At 68.5% G+C, this 14667-nt stretch carries 14 protein-coding genes; 3 read left to right on the top strand and 11 right to left on the bottom strand.

The features are described 5' to 3' along the window. Nucleotides 1-34: 34 nt before the first annotated feature. Together J2T23_RS04710 and clpS are read right to left on the bottom strand one after the other, a co-directional pair. Nucleotides 35-601, bottom strand: coding sequence for a DUF2017 domain-containing protein (locus J2T23_RS04710; protein WP_141160078.1), 567 nt, complete (start codon nt 599-601; stop codon nt 35-37). Beyond that, on the bottom strand, nt 594-977 hold the full coding sequence (clpS, locus tag J2T23_RS04705) for an ATP-dependent Clp protease adapter ClpS (protein WP_141160077.1): 384 nt from the start codon (nt 975-977) through the stop codon (nt 594-596). The genes J2T23_RS04710 and clpS overlap by 8 nt, the downstream gene beginning before the upstream one ends. A 215-nt stretch (nt 978-1192) precedes the next feature. Here clpS and J2T23_RS04700 point away from each other — a divergent pair, with 215 nt between their 5' ends. Together J2T23_RS04700 and J2T23_RS04695 are read left to right on the top strand one after the other, a co-directional pair. Further along, nucleotides 1193-2521 carry a nicotinate phosphoribosyltransferase gene (locus tag J2T23_RS04700; RefSeq protein ID WP_307357627.1) on the top strand — a complete coding sequence of 443 codons (1329 nt, stop codon included), beginning with the start codon at nt 1193-1195 and terminating at the stop codon, nt 2519-2521. Continuing rightward, nucleotides 2521-3153 carry an isochorismatase family protein gene (locus J2T23_RS04695; RefSeq protein ID WP_141160075.1) on the top strand — a complete coding sequence of 211 codons (633 nt, stop codon included), beginning with the start codon at nt 2521-2523 and terminating at the stop codon, nt 3151-3153. The genes J2T23_RS04700 and J2T23_RS04695 overlap by 1 nt, the downstream gene beginning before the upstream one ends. 18 nt (nt 3154-3171) lie before the next feature. On the opposite strand, the gene J2T23_RS04690 is transcribed toward J2T23_RS04695, so the two are convergent. The 5 genes from J2T23_RS04690 to J2T23_RS04670 all read right to left on the bottom strand — a co-directional run bounded on the left by J2T23_RS04690 (nt 3172) and on the right by J2T23_RS04670 (nt 8542). Beyond that, nucleotides 3172-4947: a DEAD/DEAH box helicase gene (locus J2T23_RS04690; RefSeq protein ID WP_307357625.1), complete on the bottom strand. Its 1776-nt coding sequence runs from the start codon at nt 4945-4947 to the stop codon at nt 3172-3174. Next, nucleotides 4947-5285 (bottom strand): DUF3039 domain-containing protein, encoded by a 339-nt coding sequence (locus J2T23_RS04685; protein WP_110541018.1) that lies wholly within the window; start codon nt 5283-5285, stop codon nt 4947-4949. Before J2T23_RS04685 ends, J2T23_RS04690 begins: the two co-directional genes overlap by 1 nt. A 108-nt stretch (nt 5286-5393) precedes the next feature. Beyond that, the gene (nagB, locus tag J2T23_RS04680) at nt 5394-6173 is read right to left on the bottom strand and encodes a glucosamine-6-phosphate deaminase (protein WP_141160073.1); all 780 of its coding nucleotides are present in this window, start codon (nt 6171-6173) and stop codon (nt 5394-5396) included. A 21-nt stretch (nt 6174-6194) separates the two neighbouring features. After that, complete coding sequence (locus J2T23_RS04675; RefSeq protein ID WP_307357622.1) at nt 6195-7766, bottom strand: transporter; 1572 nt, start codon at nt 7764-7766, stop codon at nt 6195-6197. Beyond that, nucleotides 7748-8542: an ABC transporter ATP-binding protein gene (locus J2T23_RS04670; RefSeq protein WP_307357619.1), complete on the bottom strand. Its 795-nt coding sequence runs from the start codon at nt 8540-8542 to the stop codon at nt 7748-7750. The genes J2T23_RS04675 and J2T23_RS04670 overlap by 19 nt, the downstream gene beginning before the upstream one ends. A 51-nt stretch (nt 8543-8593) precedes the next feature. Between J2T23_RS04670 and J2T23_RS04665 the strand changes: the two genes are divergently transcribed. Beyond that, nucleotides 8594-10468, top strand: a complete 1875-nt coding sequence (locus tag J2T23_RS04665) for a Na+/H+ antiporter (RefSeq protein ID WP_307357617.1) — start codon at nt 8594-8596, stop codon at nt 10466-10468. A gap of 10 nt (nt 10469-10478) precedes the next feature. On the opposite strand, the gene J2T23_RS04660 is transcribed toward J2T23_RS04665, so the two are convergent. From J2T23_RS04660 to J2T23_RS04645, 4 genes are read right to left on the bottom strand one after another with little or no spacing between them, the layout of a single operon-like run. Then, a complete protein-coding gene (locus tag J2T23_RS04660) occupies nt 10479-10757 on the bottom strand; it encodes a DUF3253 domain-containing protein (protein WP_307357615.1) in 279 nt (92 codons plus the stop codon). A gap of 29 nt (nt 10758-10786) precedes the next feature. Further along, the gene (locus J2T23_RS04655; RefSeq protein ID WP_141181820.1) at nt 10787-11884 is read right to left on the bottom strand and encodes an NADH:flavin oxidoreductase/NADH oxidase; all 1098 of its coding nucleotides are present in this window, start codon (nt 11882-11884) and stop codon (nt 10787-10789) included. Further along, the gene (locus tag J2T23_RS04650; RefSeq protein WP_307357613.1) at nt 11884-12888 is read right to left on the bottom strand and encodes a tetratricopeptide repeat protein; all 1005 of its coding nucleotides are present in this window, start codon (nt 12886-12888) and stop codon (nt 11884-11886) included. The genes J2T23_RS04655 and J2T23_RS04650 overlap by 1 nt, the downstream gene beginning before the upstream one ends. 51 nt (nt 12889-12939) lie before the next feature. Then, a complete protein-coding gene (locus tag J2T23_RS04645) occupies nt 12940-14607 on the bottom strand; it encodes a DUF8094 domain-containing protein (RefSeq protein WP_141183386.1) in 1668 nt (555 codons plus the stop codon). Nucleotides 14608-14667 lie beyond the last annotated feature (60 nt).

The following is a 14667-nucleotide window of genomic DNA, read 5'->3' as shown; positions in this document are numbered from 1 at the left end:
GTCACAGGAACGGCCTCCCCCTGGCCGCCATGGCTCACCGGTGGGATTCCATGGACTGCAGCATGGCCTGGACCAGGGATTCCTGCAGCCAGGTGGTGAAGTTGTATACCAGCGCCAGGTAGCTCTCCACATCCTCGGCCTGGGACCAGTCCTGCATGCGGTGGACGTGCTCGGCGTCGGCCTCGTCCCTGATGTCCAGCCGCTCCGCCAGCACAAGGCGGACGTCGTTCAGCGCCATGGACCAGTGCTTTGCCCCTTCGGGCGTCAGCACGATCTCGTCTTTGTCCAGGTCCAGGGCCGCAGCGCGCAACGCACCGATCTTTGTTTCCCGCAGTGACCGCTCGGTGAGCTGGCGGAACTCAAGGGACGCGGCGCCGTCGTCCTTCGCCACGTTGGGCAGCAGCCGCCGGACGGCACGGTCGGTGGGCTCGGCCACGTCCATGTCCAGGCCAATGAGGGCTGCCAGCGGGTCCTGCCCGGTGCGGTCCTCCGGCTGGAGCATGGAGATGACGTCATCGATGAGGCTGCGCAGCAGGTCCCGTTCGGCAGGTTCCAGGAAACCGGTGATGCCTTTGAGCCCGTATTTGAATGCCTTAGCCACGTTTCCCCTTACCCTGGCCCGGACCGCCGGACTTGCCGGACTTGCCACCGGTTCCGCCGCTGGCTTTTTCCACGGTTGCCCAGAGCCCAAACCCGTGCATGGCCACGGCGTGGCGCTCCACCTGTTCCTTGCTGCCGGAGGCAACGATGGACCGGCCCTTCTTGTGGACCTCCATCATGAGCTTGTTGGCTTTGCTTTCCGAATAGCCAAAGTAGCTTTGGAAGATGTAGCTGACGTAGCTCATCAAATTGACGGGATCGTTCCAGATCACCAGGTTCCAGGGGATGTCCGGCGCGGTCAGGGAGTCGGTGGACTCTGCTGTGCCGGTCCGGATGCCCTCCTGTGTATCAGGGCCGGGCGCAACGCTTATGGTCATCTGTCCATTCTATGTGGGGGTTGGGGCCCACGACGGCGAGGGACCCACGGCGAAGCGAAGCGAGACGCGGGAGCCCTCGGGTGGGCCCACGACGGCGAGGGACCCACGGCGAAGCGAAGCGAGACGCGGGAGCCGTCGGGTGGGCCCACGACGGCGAGGGTCCCACGGCGAAGCGAAGCGAGACGCGGGAGCCGTCGGGGACTAGAGTGACTTTCGTGAGCACCTCAGCCGGCTGGGACCATCCCCGCACGTCCTTTTACACCGACCACTACGAGCTGACCATGCTGCAGGCGTCCCTCCATTCCGGGGCGGCCCACCGCAGGTCCGTGTTCGAGGCGTTTGCGCGGCGCCTGCCCGACGGCCGGCGCTACGGCATCGTGGCCGGCACCGGTCGCCTGCTGGAAGGCATCGCGAATTTCCGTTTCGGCGAGGCGGAACTGGAGTTCCTGGAACGCACCAACGTGGTCAACCGGGAGACCCTGGAGTACCTGGCCAACTACAGGTTTTCCGGCGATATCTGGGGCTACGCCGAGGGCGACGCGTACTTCCCCAACTCCCCCATCCTGGTGGTGGAGGCCTCGTTCGCCGAAGCCTGCATGCTGGAGACCTACCTGCTGTCTGTGCTCAACCACGACACCGCCATCGCCTCCGCCGCCTCCCGGATGGTCACCGCTGCGGGCGGCCGCCCCTGTATCGAGATGGGCTCCCGGCGCACGCATGAAGAAGCGGCCACCGCCTCAGCGCGCGCGGCGATCATTGCCGGTTTTGACAGCACCTCCAACCTGGAAGCGGGCATCCGCTATGGCGTGAAGACGGTGGGCACCGCCGCCCATTCCTTCACGCTGCTGCACGATACCGAACGGGAGGCCTTCGAGGCGCAGATTGCCTCCCTGGGCGCGGGCACGTCCCTCCTGGTGGATACCTACGACGTCGAGAAGGCCGTCCGCACGGCCGTCGAGCTGGCAGGGCCCAGCCTGGGCGGAGTCCGGCTGGACTCAGGCGACCTGGTGGCGCAGGCACAGTGGGTGCGCCGGCTCCTGGACGACCTCGGCAACGAGCACACCAAGATCGTGGTGACCTCGGACCTGGACGAATACGCCATCGCGGCCCTGCAGTCGGCCCCCGTGGACTCCTACGGCGTGGGCACGTCGCTGGTCACAGGTTCCGGCGCCCCCACCGCCAGCATGGTCTACAAGCTGGTCAGCCGCGCCGACGACGACGGAAACTTCGTCTCCGTGGCGAAGGCGGCCAAGAACAAAGCCAGCGTGGGCGGCCGCAAATATGCCCTCCGGAAGCTGGACGAACGCGGCCGGGCCACCGCCGAGGTGGTGGGCGTGGGCCACCGGCCGGAGGATGACGGCAATGACCGTCCGCTGCTGCAGCAGTTCATGAAGAACGGCGAACTGCTCCCGGGCTGGACCGGCCACGAAGGTGTACTGCGCGCACGGCAGCGGCACGCAGACACCATGGCGGAGCTGCCCCCGGTGGTCAACCGCCTGCAGCGCGGCGAGGCCGCGATTCCCACCATTTACGAGGAGCACTGATGTCCCGCGCCCTGATCATCGTGGACGTGCAGAACGATTTCTGCGAGGGCGGTTCCCTCGCCGTTCCCGGCGGTGCCGCGGTTGCCGGTGCCATCAGCGAATACCTGGACGCCCACCACACCGAATTCGACCACGTGGTGGCGACCCAGGACTGGCACATCGATCCGGGCAGCCACTTTTCCGACACGCCCGACTACCGGGACAGCTGGCCCCGGCACTGCGTGGCGGGCACCCGCGGCGCCGACCTCCACCCGGACCTGGACACCGAATACGTGGACGCCTACTTCCGGAAAGGCCAGTTCGCGGCCGCCTACTCGGGCTTCGAGGGCCTGCTGGCACCGGAGGACGCAGTTCCCACCGGCGAACGCCAGGCAGGCGGCCTGCCCGGCGCTGCGGCAGCACTGGAAACTGATGAGGACGCCATTGGCCTCGACGACTGGCTGCAAAGCCACGACGTGGAGGACGTGGTGGTGGTGGGCATCGCCACCGACTACTGCGTGAAGGCCACCGCCCTCGATGCCGTCCAGGCGGGCTACGGCGTCACCGTGGTGCGGTCGCTCACCGCCGGCATCGCCGAGGACCTGGAGGACGCCGTCGCCGAAATGGAGCTCGGCGGGGCGGACATCGCCTGATTCCTGCGAGTGCGGCCGCTACTTGCGGCCCACGAACCAGTCCTGGAGCTTGCGCAGCCGCGACTTCAGCTGCTCCTCGTTGGCCTGGGCCACCGGGGGTCCGCCGCAGACAGTGCGGAGCTTGGTGTGCACCACTCCGTGCGGGGTCCCGGTCCGGGCAGACCAGGCGGCCACATTCTTGGCCAGTTCGTTGCGCAGGTCCATCAGCATCCGGTGGTCAGGGACGGCCGGAACCTGCTGGGCTGCCGGGGCCTTCCGGTTCTTCCGGTTCAGCTGCTCGTGCTGGCGCTGGCGCAGCAGCGTCCCCACCTGCTCCGCGTCGAGGAGGCCCGGGATCCCCAGGAAGTCCAGCTCGTCGTCGGACCCAACTTCACCGCCGGTGCCGAACTCGCCGCCGTCGAACAACACGCGGTCAAAGGACGCCTGGGAGTCCAGCGCCTCGAACTTGCCCTTGGTCAGGCTGTCCGAGGCCTTGTCCTCACGGTTGGCCTCGGCCATCAGCGAGTCCTCGGGGTTGAAGAGGCCGTCGCCGTCTTCCTTCTCGGGCCGGTCCAGCGCGTGGTCCCGTTCCATCTCCATGGAGTTGGCCAGCGCCATCAGCTGCGGTACGGACGGCAGGAAGACCGACGCCGTTTCGCCCCTTTTGCGGGCACGCACGAAGCGCCCCACGGCCTGGGCAAAGAACAGCGGCGTGGATGTTGAGGTGGCGTAGACACCCACGGAAAGCCGGGGCACGTCAACGCCTTCGGACACCATGCGGACCGCAACCATCCAGCGCTTGTCGCCGGCCGAAAAGTCCTCGATCTTGCTGGACGCCTTGGCGTCGTCGGAGAGGATGACGGTGGGCGATTCGCCGGTGATCCTCTTCAGCTGCCCGGCGTAGGCACGCGCGTCCTCATGGTCCGTGGCGATGACAAGGCCACCGGCATCCGGTACGGTGCGCCGCACTTCGCTGAGCCGCTTGTCTGCACCGGCCAGGACGGCGGGAATCCACTCCCCCGCCGGGTTCAACGCAGTCCGCCACGCGTGGCTGGTGATGTCCTTGGTCACGGCGGCCTCACCCAGGGAGGCCGCCATTTCCTCACCCGCGCTGGTACGCCAGCGCATCTGGCCGGAGTAGGCCATGAACATCACGGGCCGCACCACGTGGTCCCGGAGGGCGTTGCCGTAGCCATAGGTGTAGTCGGCCTTGGAGCGCCGGATGCCGTCACGGTCCTCGGCGTACTCCACGAACGGGATGGGCGAGGTGTCCGATCGGAACGGCGTACCGGTCAGGGACAGCCGGCGCACCGCGGGGTCGAACGCCTCGCGCAGGCCATCGCCCCAGGACAGTGCCTCGCCGCCGTGGTGGATTTCATCCAGGATCACCAGGGTGCGGGCGGCCTCGGTCTTGGCGCGGTGCAGCAGGGGTTTGCTGGCCACCTGGGCATAGGTGACGGCGACCCCGATGAAGCCGCGGCCGTGCTGGCCGTCGGAGTTCTTGAAGTTGGGGTCGATGGCGATCCCCACCTTGGCGGCCGCATCGGCCCACTGGCGCTTCAGGTGGTCCGTGGGTGCCACGATGGTCACCCGGTTAACGGCACCGGAATCGATCAGGGTGGAGGCGATCCGCAGCGCGAACGTCGTCTTGCCTGCACCCGGGGTGGCCACGGCGAGGAAGTTGCGGGGGCTGTTCTGCAGGTAGAGGTCAAGGGCTTCCTGCTGCCAGGCACGGAGTTTCGGGGCGGTTCCCCAGGCTGCACGTTCCGGGTATGCCGGAGGCAGGGTGGGGCCGCCAAAGAGCGTCTCCGTCACTACTTGTTGTTGCCCGAGTCTCCCGGACCCTTCCCGCCGTCGTTGCCCGGCCGGAGGCCCTCATAGACTTCCTTGCACTCCGGGCAGACCGGGAACTTCTGCGGGTCCCTGCCCGGCGTCCAGACCTTGCCGCACAGGGCGATGACGGGTTCGCCGGTCATCGCGGACTCCATGATCTTTTCCTTGCGCACATAGTGGGCAAAGCGCTCCCGGTCGCCCGGCTCCACCTCCTGGCGCAGTTCCTCGCGCTCAATGGTGGCCGTGGACGTTCCAGCCCCGGAAAGCTCGCGCATCGGGTCGTTTTCGAGAGGGTCCGTCATGCTAGTCATGGCATCCATCTTAGCCTTTCCGCCGGCCGGGCGTTCGACGGCGGCACGCCCGCGCCGGGGTCCGGAACCGGCCGTCGTCGTACTTTTTTACAGCCGGCCGGTGCCCCGCAGGACAAGCTACAGACCCTGCCAGGCCGGCTTGTTCTCATACGTATGGCGGTAGAAATCAGCGAGTTTCAGCGCCGAGGCGGCCGCTTCGTCCAGCAGGATGGTGGCGTGCGGGTGGAATTGCAGCACCGAGGCGGGACAGATGGCGGCCACCGGCCCCTCCACCAAATCGCGGACGGCCTGGGCCTTTTGCGCGCCCGTGGCGAGGAGGATCACGTGGCGCGCCGCCATAATAGTGCCCAGTCCCTGGGTGATGACGTGGTGCGGCACCCCACCCAGGTTGTCGAAGAACCTGGCGTTGTCCCGGCGTGTCTGTTCGATCAGGCTCTTGATCCGGGTCCGTGACGCGAAGGACGAGCACGGTTCGTTGAACCCGATATGGCCGTCGGTGCCAACGCCCAGCAGCTGCAGGTCGATGCCGCCGGCAGCGGCCATGGCCTCTTCGTAGGCGGCGCAGGCAGCAGGGATGTCTGCGGCAGTCCCGTCAGGCACGTGGACGTTCTCCGGAGCGATGTTCACGCGGTTGGTGAACTCCCGGCGGACCACCTCGCGGTAGGACGCCGGGTGGCCGGCGGGGAGGCCTACATATTCATCCAGCGCGAATGCCGATGCCTGGCTGAAATCCAGGCCCTGCCCGTGCCGGGCCGCCAGTTCGTCATACACCGGCAGGGGCGAGGAACCGGTGGCCAGGCCAAGGACAGCGTCCGGCTTGCGGCGGACCAGCTGTTCGACGGCGTCGGCCGCAAGCCTTCCAATCTGCCGGCTGCCGCCGAGGATCACGACTTCCATGCTGTTCCCTTCCTGGAACTGTCAGCGGTTGACGGTTACCTGTGCCAGGAGCTCGGGTCCGCGGGCATCAAGCCACCTGCCGCCAAGCCGGACACCGGACAGGAAAAGGACCAGGCCCAGCAGGGTTCCCACCGCCAGGTTGAGCCAGCCGAACAGGGCGTTTCCCGTGACTGCCTGTGCCACCAGCAGCGCAGCCTCCGGCAGGACCAGGACCATCAGCACCAGCATTCCCACGAACTGCACGGCCAAAGTCTGCCCCACATTGCCCGGGGGCTTCTTGAACGGGCTGTCGCCCGGCAAGGGGACGGTGACCGTGTACCGGGCCGACACCACCGAGGACAGCCCCAGGCCGGTAAAGAGGATCCCCAGGCTAAACCCCAACTGGCCGGGCAGCCCCGTCCAGTTGCGGGCAAAGGCGGCATACCCCACCGAGAACACCAGCACGACGGGCAGCGCGAAGGTCATGCACGCCAGTGCCCGGCCCAACCGGTCCGCCACCCCCCGGACGCCCGTGGCCAGGTGCAGTGCGAAGGCGGTGTTGTCATAGGAGACATCTGCGGAGATGGACCAGGCCAGGATGAAGGCGGACACCGGGGCCAGGAACGCCAGGCTGCCGTAGCTGCCGGTCTGGGCCCCCTGGAACGCCAGCACCACCGGAAGCAGCGGGATGACCACCAGGGAGCCCGAGTACCGGGGGTCCCGGAACCAGTAAGTCAGGGACCTTGCCATGACGGCGCCGGCGGGGGTGGCCGGCAGCACGCCGAACAGACCAAGCCTGCCGCCCCTCCGCTTCCCGGCGCCGGCGTAGGGCGGGGTGACAAGTGCCCGCTCGAGCAGCAGCTTCCAGCACCAGGCCAGGGCCCCGAGGACAGCCACCGACACCACCAGCTTCACTGCGGCCTCGGCGGGCCGGCCCGACGCGATGTCGCCGGCCAGCGACCAGGGCGCCCCAAGCGGCGTCCAGGACAGGGCACGGGCGAAGTCCGGCAGGAACCCCGTGGACCCGGAGATGCCGCGGCCAACCCCCGCCACGATGGGACCCAGCAGGACCAGCGGAACCATGAACGCGAGGGCGCTGATGTCCTTGAAGCGCCTGGACGCGGCCAGGCTCGCTGTTGCCGTGGTGACCACCTTGGCCAGCACAATGCACGTCATGACGCCCAGGCACGCGCCGGCGAGGGCTGCGAGCGCCGGAAGCGCGCCGCGGGACCAGGTCACCACGGTGGCCAGTGACACCACCGTGGTGGCCAGGCCGGGGATGCCAATCAGTCCGCCGAGGGCCAGTCCGGCGAGCATCTGCTTCATGGGGATGGCGAAGGTGGTAAAGCGGGCCGGGTCGAGGGTCATGTCCGTGGCCGATGCCACCACCGGAACCACTGCCCAGCCCAGGACGGCGGCTGAGCCGCCCAGGACTACCGCGGTGTGTGCGGTGACCGGCCCGGCGGTGCGCAGCAGGACCAGGGCCATGACCAGCGTCGCCACCACCCCCAGCGCATAGAGTCCGGCGATGGCCATGCCCACCAGCTGCCAGGGGCTGCGACGGAGTCCGTTCCGGAGCAGCGTGAGCTTGAGCCTTAAAAGGTGCGCAACCATTCCAGCCCTTCCGTGTGGCTGTGGCCGCCGACCAGCTGTACGAAGCGGTCCTCGAGCGAGGCGCCGGCGCGCACCTCATCCACGGTGCCTGCTGCCAGCAGCCGGCCTTTGGCCACCACCGCGACGTGGTCGCACATCCGCTGGACCAGGTCCATCACGTGGCTGGATACGATGACCGTGCCGCCGGAGTCCACGTACCGGTCCAGGATGGAACGGATGTTCGCCGCAGACACGGGGTCGACCGCTTCGAAGGGCTCGTCCAGGACCAGGAGCCGCGGGGCGTGGATCAGGGCGGAGGCCAGGGCAATTTTCTTGGTCATGCCCGCCGAGTAGTCCACCACCAGCGTGCCCGCATCCTGTCTGAGGTCCATGGCGGCCAACAGCTCCCCCACCCTCGCTGCCACGACGGCCTTATCCATGCCGCGCAGCAGGCCGGCATACGTAATCAGCTGCTCGCCCGTCAGCCGGTCGAAGAGCCGCACGCCGTCGGGCAGGATTCCCATGAGCCGCTTGGCTTCAAGGGGGTGCTGCCAGACGTCGACGCCGTGCACCACGGCAGTGCCGAAATCCGGCCGCAACAGGCCGGTGGCCATGGACAGCGTGGTGGTCTTGCCCGCACCGTTGGGGCCCACGATGCCAAAGAACGAACCGGCCGGGACGTCCAGGCTGATGCCGTCCACCGCGATCTTGCCGCCAAACCGCTTGGCCAGCCCGCGGATGGAAAGTGCCGGTACGGGGCCGGAAGCCGGCGGCTGTTCAGGGATCGGGGCAGTCATGGTGCCAGCCTAGTCCGCGGACCGGCGCTGCGGGGGTGGGAGACTATCGTCATGGACATCGCGTTGGGCCTGCTGGTAATCGTTGCGGTGGTGTGTGCCGGCAGTGCGGTGGGACGGAAGCTCAATCTCCCGGTTCCCCTGCTTTTGGTCCTGGCCGGGGTGGCGGGTTCGTTCCTGCCGTTCATTCCGCCGGTTGAACTCAATCCCGAACTGGTCCTGGTTGGCCTGCTGCCTCCGCTGCTCTACGCCGCCGCGTTCCGGACCTCGCTCTTTGACTTCACGTCGAACCGGCGCTCCATCGGGCTCCTGTCCGTGGGCTACGTCATTTTCGGCACCTTGGGGGTCGGGCTGGTGGTGTGGTGGCTGTTTCCGGAAATCCCGCTGCCCGCCGCCATTGCGCTGGGCGCGGTCGTGGCTCCCCCGGACGCCGTGGCGGCCACCGCGATCGCGCGGCGGGTGGGCATGCCCCGCAGGATCGTGAACATCCTTGAGGGCGAATCGTTGGTCAATGACGCAACGGCGCTGGTGTGCCTGCGGGCTGCCGTGGCCGCGATCGCCGGCTCCGTGTCCGCGCTGGACGTGGCCGGCGGCTTCGTGCTGGCGGCCGGCGGCGGGCTGGTGGTGGGCCTTGGCGCGGCCTACATCCTGACCGAAATCCGGAAACGGATCAGCAACGTGGCCATCAACACCTCAACATCGCTGATGGCCCCCTTCGTGGCCTTCCTCCCGGCCGAGGCCATCCACGCATCCGGCGTGCTCGCCGTCGTCGTCACCGGCCTGGTGATGGGCACCAAGGCGCCGTCGATGCCCAACGGCGCCGCGCGGCAAAGCGCCCGCAGCAACTGGGACACCGTCCAGTTCCTGCTCGAGAACGCCGTGTTCCTCCTGATCGGCCTGCAGGTGCGGACCATCGTCGACAGCGTCCAGGATGACTCGCTGGGGGCCGGCCGGGTGTGGCTCGGCTGCGCGGTGATCCTGCTGGCCGTGCTGGTGCTGCGCCCGCTCTGGGTGTTTCCCTCGACCTACCTCCCCCGCCTGATTCCCGCTGTGCAGCGGAAGGACCCCGCGCCGCCCTGGCAGTTTCCTGCCATCGTGTCCTGGGCAGGCATGCGCGGGGTGGTTACCCTTGCCGCCGTCCTGACGCTGCCCGGTGACCTGGAGCACCGGAATGTGCTGGTGCTGGCCGCCATGGTGGTGGTGGGCGGCACCCTGGTGCTGCAGGGCTTTACGTTGCCGGCCCTGGTGCGCGCCCTGGGTCTGCCCGGGCCGGACAGGCGCGAGGATGCGCTCAACCAGGCTTCCCTCATGCAGCTGGCCACCGCTGCGGGAATGGAGCGGCTGGAGCAGCTCCGGCGTGACAGCGATCCGCCCGAAGTGATGGACATGCTGCGGCGGCGGACCCAGGAGCGGGGACTGGCTGCCTGGGAGCGGCTGGGCCGGCCCGCGGCCGAGGCAGCGACCCCCAGCCAGCGCTACGCCCAGTTGCGGATGGCCATGCTGGAAGCCGAACGGGACAAGGTACTGGAGCTGCGGCGCGGCGGGGACTATGCCCACGAGGTCCTCAGCGAAGTCCTTGAACGGCTGGACGTTGAGGAATCCATGCTCGACGCTTCCCTCAATGAACTGGACTCAGCCGCCGCCGGGGGCGGCGAGGGGCTGTCCCAGCCGGGCGGAGCCTGCGACCACTTGACCGCAGCCATGCCCTCACCGCGTCCCGACAACCCGGCGTGTGCAGGCTGCGAGCGGGAGGGCACAACACCGGTGCATCTGCGCATGTGCCTGGCGTGCGGACACGTCGGCTGTTGTGACTCCTCCGCGGGACGGCACGCCAGCCGCCACTTCAAGGAAACCGGCCACCCCGTCATGCGCAGCATCGAACCCGGCGAAGAATGGCGCTGGTGCTACGTCGATGACCTGCTCGGCTGACAACACGGCTTCACAGCGCCTTCCGAATGCGGATCGGCCCCTTTGCCGTGGCAGGATCCACCACGGACCCTCCCTGCGTGATGTGGACCTGGCCCGCGTCAACCAGGCGCCGCGCGGCTTCCCGGGCCGGGTCCATGAGCCGCCGCCAGTCCTCGCCGCCCACGGCCCTGGCAGCATCGGACGGGCAGATGGTGGACGTTGCCGCCCGGGCGGCCAGCAGTTCGAGGATTTTCGCCTCCAACTGCCGGTCAACCGGGGTGTGCGGGTCGTTCCCACCAGTGTGCGCCACGCCTAGGCTCCGTTCCCAGAAGATCCGGCTCAGAACGTTCGCCGCGGGATGGCCCGCTCGTACTGGGGCGGCCAGGCCAAGTCGTGCCCCAGTTCGAACGCGGCCCGGAGCCACCAGTGCGGATCGCGGAGCGCGGCCCGGGCAATGAAGACGCCGTCGGCCTGCCCGGTGGCAATGGCATGCTCCGCCTGTCCGGGGGTGGTCACCAGGCCAACCGTGCCGGTGGCGATTCCTGCCTCCCGGCGGATGGCGGCGGAGAACCCGGTCTGGTAGCCCAGGCCCGGCTTGATCTGCTGGTGGGCCACCGCCCCGCCGCTGGAGACATCCACCAGGTCCACCCCGTGCGCTGCCGCCTCGCGGGCCAGCCGGACCGACGCAGCCGGGTCCACTCCGCCCGCCGCCCAGTCGGTGGCCGAGATCCGAAGCAGCAGCGGCATGGAATCTGGAATCACGGCGCGGACGGCATCGACAACGGCCAGCATCAGCCGGTTGCGGCCGGCCTCGTCCCCGCCCCATTCATCGTCGCGCTGGTTGATCAGGGGGCTCTGGAACTGGTGCAGGAGGTACCCGTGTGCCCCGTGGATCTCCATGGTGTCAAAGCCAGCGTTAACGGCCCGCTCCGCGGCGGCAGCAAAATCGGCGATGACGCCGTGGATCTGTTCCACAGTCATGGCGGCAGGAGCCGCGTAGCCCTCGAAGGATGTGGTGGAAGGCCCCACCGTGTCCCACCCGCCATCGGAGGCGGGTACGCTGCCGTGCTTGCCGGAAAACGGCCAGTAGGTGGAGGCCTTCCGGCCGGCGTGCGCCAACTGGACACCGATTTTGGTGCCGGCGGTACCGTTGCGGTGGACGAAGGAGATGATCCGCTGCCAGGCAGCTGCCTGCTCATCGCTGTACAGGCCCGCGTCGCGGGGGCTGATCCGGCCCTCGGCGTTCACCGCCGCGGCCTCCGTGAGGATCATCGCGGCGCCGCCCACGGCGAAGCCGCCCAGATGCACCAGGTGCCAGTCGTTGGGGACCCCTGGGGCGTCGTCGGGATCACAGCTGTACTGGCACATGGGCGAAACCCAACCCCGGTGCTGCAGCTCCAGGGACCTCAGCGCCAGCGGCTGGAACAGGGCCGGCACTAGAACAGCACCCGGGCCAGCGCCTGGCGTGCCTTGGCCACGCGTTCGTCGCCGGCGCCTACTACCTCGAAGAGTTCCAGCAGCCGGACGCGTGCAGTTTCACGCTCCGGGCCGAAGTTCCGGCCGATGAAGGACACCAGCCGGTTCAGCGCATCCTCCACATGGCCGCCGGCCACGTCCAGGTCCGCCACGCCAAGCTGCGTGTCCAGGTTGTCCGGCTCCTCCGCCGCCAGGGTACGCAGCGCTTCGCTGTCCTGGGCCGAGACGGACTGCAGCCGGTCCATCAGCTCCACCTGGGCCAGCCCTGCCTTGGCCTCATGGTCGGACGGCATTTCCTTGAGCGCCTGGCGGTAGGCTTCGGCGGCGCCCGCGTAGTTGCCGGCTTCGATGGCGTCGTAGGCTGCCTGGTGCAGCGGCGGCAGCGGTGCGGGCTCCTGGTCGGCGGGTCCGCCGGCGTCGAGGCTGCCGGTGACCCCGTTGGCGGCAGCCACCTTAAGGAGTTCGTCGAAGAGGCTGCGTACCTGCTGCTCCTCCGCTGCCCCCTGGAACAGCGGCACGGGCTGCCCTTTGAGGACGGCGACCGCAGTGGGGACGGCCTGCACCTGGAAGGCCTGGGCAAGCTGCGGGAAGGCTTCGATGTCGGCTGCACCCAGGACCAGGCGGCCGCCGTAGCTGGCCACGACGCGGTCCAGGGTGTCCACCATTTTGCTGGACTCCGGCGAGTAGGGCGCCCACAGGGCGAAGACCACCGGAACCTGCGCGGACAGTTCCACCAGCTGCTGGAAATTGGCTTCGGTGACGTCGACCTTGAGTTCGGGTCCGCCTGCCGGTCCGCCCTGCTGGCCGTCCTGGGCTGGGGCCGCAGGCCCGGACGGCGCGTTTCCCTGGGCAGGCGGGCCGGCAGGGGCAGCGGGGCGCTTCAGAGCGGAAAGGTCGACGGCGCCGCGCAGGTTAAGCAGGTTGGCAGCGGCAGGAGGGACTGGGCGGGAAGCTGGCGAACTCATGTTTCCCACTCTAGCCACTCCGGCCGCTGCCGGGGGTACTGCAGCCGGGCGCTACTTGAAGCTGGCGCCGACCAGGCCGCGGGTGGCGGCAACGAGCTTCATCGGGTCCGTCGATCCCGCCGGGGGAACGTACACGGCCATCGATTCGGCAAAGTTCAACACCATGCCGGTAGTGGTTTCCTTGCCGCCGGCCAGGGCTGCGGCGTCGTCACCGATGCTGAGCTTGTCCCCGGCAGCCTTCGGGGTGCCTTCGAAGCCGAAGTTGATCCGGCCCAGGACCAGCGCACCGCCGTCGGACGTCCGGAAGACCACGGTGCTCTCGGGGACCACCTTGTGGGTGAAGGAGAAGTTGCCGTTTTCGCCGGCCTTGACCACCTCTGCCTGGTAGGACAGGGTGTCGGCGATGTACGGGGAGGATTCGCCCTCTGTGAGCTTGTCCTTGAACGGCGAGTCCGCGGACGTGAGCCGGTCGGCGAGGCCTGACATGGCTTCCTCGCCGCTGTAGAGCAGCCCGGACTTGTCCGAGGCGGCCAGGGTTTCGGTGCCCCCGCGGCTTATGTTGGGGAAGGTGGTGCCCGGTTGAAGGGGCGTGGTTTCCATGAGCTTGTAGTTCTCACGCGGAGACTGCTGGACCAGCGTCAGGATCTGCGGCACGACATTGCCGTCGCCCTGGGTCACGGCCAGCACCGAACGCGGCCAGTCACGGCCGCTGGTGACCACCGTCGTCAGAAGCTTGGTGGAGCGGACGGGCATGCGGGGCTCATAGGATGCCACCTGGGAGCGGATCTTGTAGTTCTGGGTGCGGACTTCCAGTTCCGGGCCGGCAACCCGGTCCGTGAGCTTGGCGGCGTCCTTGGCAGCGTCCCCGGCGTCGGTGGCGCTGGAGACCTGCTCGAGGATCCGGCGGAACTGGGCGTCCAGCAGGACCGGTGAGCCGGATGCTTCCTTGGCCGGCGATGAGGCACTGCCCGAGGGCTGCGGGCTGGGGCTGGCCGCCTGGGCGGCGGCGCCGGATCCGGCCAGCACGGCTGCCGCCACACCAGCGGCCACCATGGTGACCCTGGAGGAAGAGGCCGACGACGGGGCCTGGCCTTGGGCCTTCCGGGCCCGGGCACGGCGGGCGAAACCGGAGTCGCCGCCTTCGCCGTCCTTCCGGCGGGCAGAAAGCAGCGCCAGGACGATTCCGCCCAGGATCAGGATGCTGCCGATGACCATCAGCGGAACAGCCCACGGGGTGGACGTGTCATTGGGGAAGGTCATGGAGATGTTGGCCGGCGCCGGTTTGGTGCCGTCGGCCGCCAAGAGGAGGCTCCAGTCGCCGTCCGCGGGCGGCGTCCAGGTGTACTCCAGCTCGCCGCTGGCGTTTTCGCTCGATACCCAAAGGTCCGAGCCCGCGGGGTTGGGGGCAGTGCCTTCGCCGTCGGCGTGCTCAACCGAGAGGGACTTCCCGTCCTCGGAAACCCCGTTAATGGTGTTATGGGCTGTCTTGCCCACCCAGGCGTCGACGTCGTCCGGCCGGCCGGAGGCCAGCAGGAAGTTCCCGTCACCTTGGATGTTGATCTTGACCGTGCCGCCGTGCAGGGTGCGCAGCTTCTGGTCGATCACTGTCAGCGGCGCCGCGGCGGCGCCGGCCGGCGCGGAAGCCGTAAACGTCTCGGAGGGAGCCCAGATGGTTCTCTGGCCGATACCGGCCAAAAGTGTCAGGAGGCCGAGCAGCACAAGTGCGGCTGCAGTCTTTAAACGCAAGGGAAACACCTATCATCAGCGGGGGTTTGCCTT

Origin of the sequence: Pseudarthrobacter niigatensis (genome assembly GCF_030812615.1) — a bacterium.
GTDB classification, from domain to species: Bacteria; Actinomycetota; Actinomycetes; order Actinomycetales; family Micrococcaceae; genus Arthrobacter; species Arthrobacter niigatensis.
The sequence above is the reverse complement of the archived record's forward strand: the minus strand, read 5'-3'. Positions and strand labels throughout refer to the sequence as shown.

Excerpts from the sequence above, each read along its gene's own strand:
- clpS (WP_141160077.1), bottom strand. The coding sequence starts at position 977 with ATGACCATAAGCGTTGCGCCCGGCCCTGATACACAGGAGGGCATCCGG.
- J2T23_RS04695 (WP_141160075.1), top strand. The coding sequence starts at position 2,521 with ATGTCCCGCGCCCTGATCATCGTGGACGTGCAGAACGATTTCTGCGAG.
- J2T23_RS04685 (WP_110541018.1), bottom strand. The coding sequence starts at position 5,285 with ATGGATGCCATGACTAGCATGACGGACCCTCTCGAAAACGACCCGATG.
- nagB (WP_141160073.1), bottom strand. The coding sequence starts at position 6,173 with ATGGAAGTCGTGATCCTCGGCGGCAGCCGGCAGATTGGAAGGCTTGCG.
- J2T23_RS04675 (WP_307357622.1), bottom strand. The coding sequence starts at position 7,766 with ATGGTTGCGCACCTTTTAAGGCTCAAGCTCACGCTGCTCCGGAACGGA.
- J2T23_RS04670 (WP_307357619.1), bottom strand. The coding sequence starts at position 8,542 with ATGACTGCCCCGATCCCTGAACAGCCGCCGGCTTCCGGCCCCGTACCG.
- J2T23_RS04665 (WP_307357617.1), top strand. The coding sequence starts at position 8,594 with ATGGACATCGCGTTGGGCCTGCTGGTAATCGTTGCGGTGGTGTGTGCC.
- J2T23_RS04650 (WP_307357613.1), bottom strand. The coding sequence starts at position 12,888 with ATGAGTTCGCCAGCTTCCCGCCCAGTCCCTCCTGCCGCTGCCAACCTG.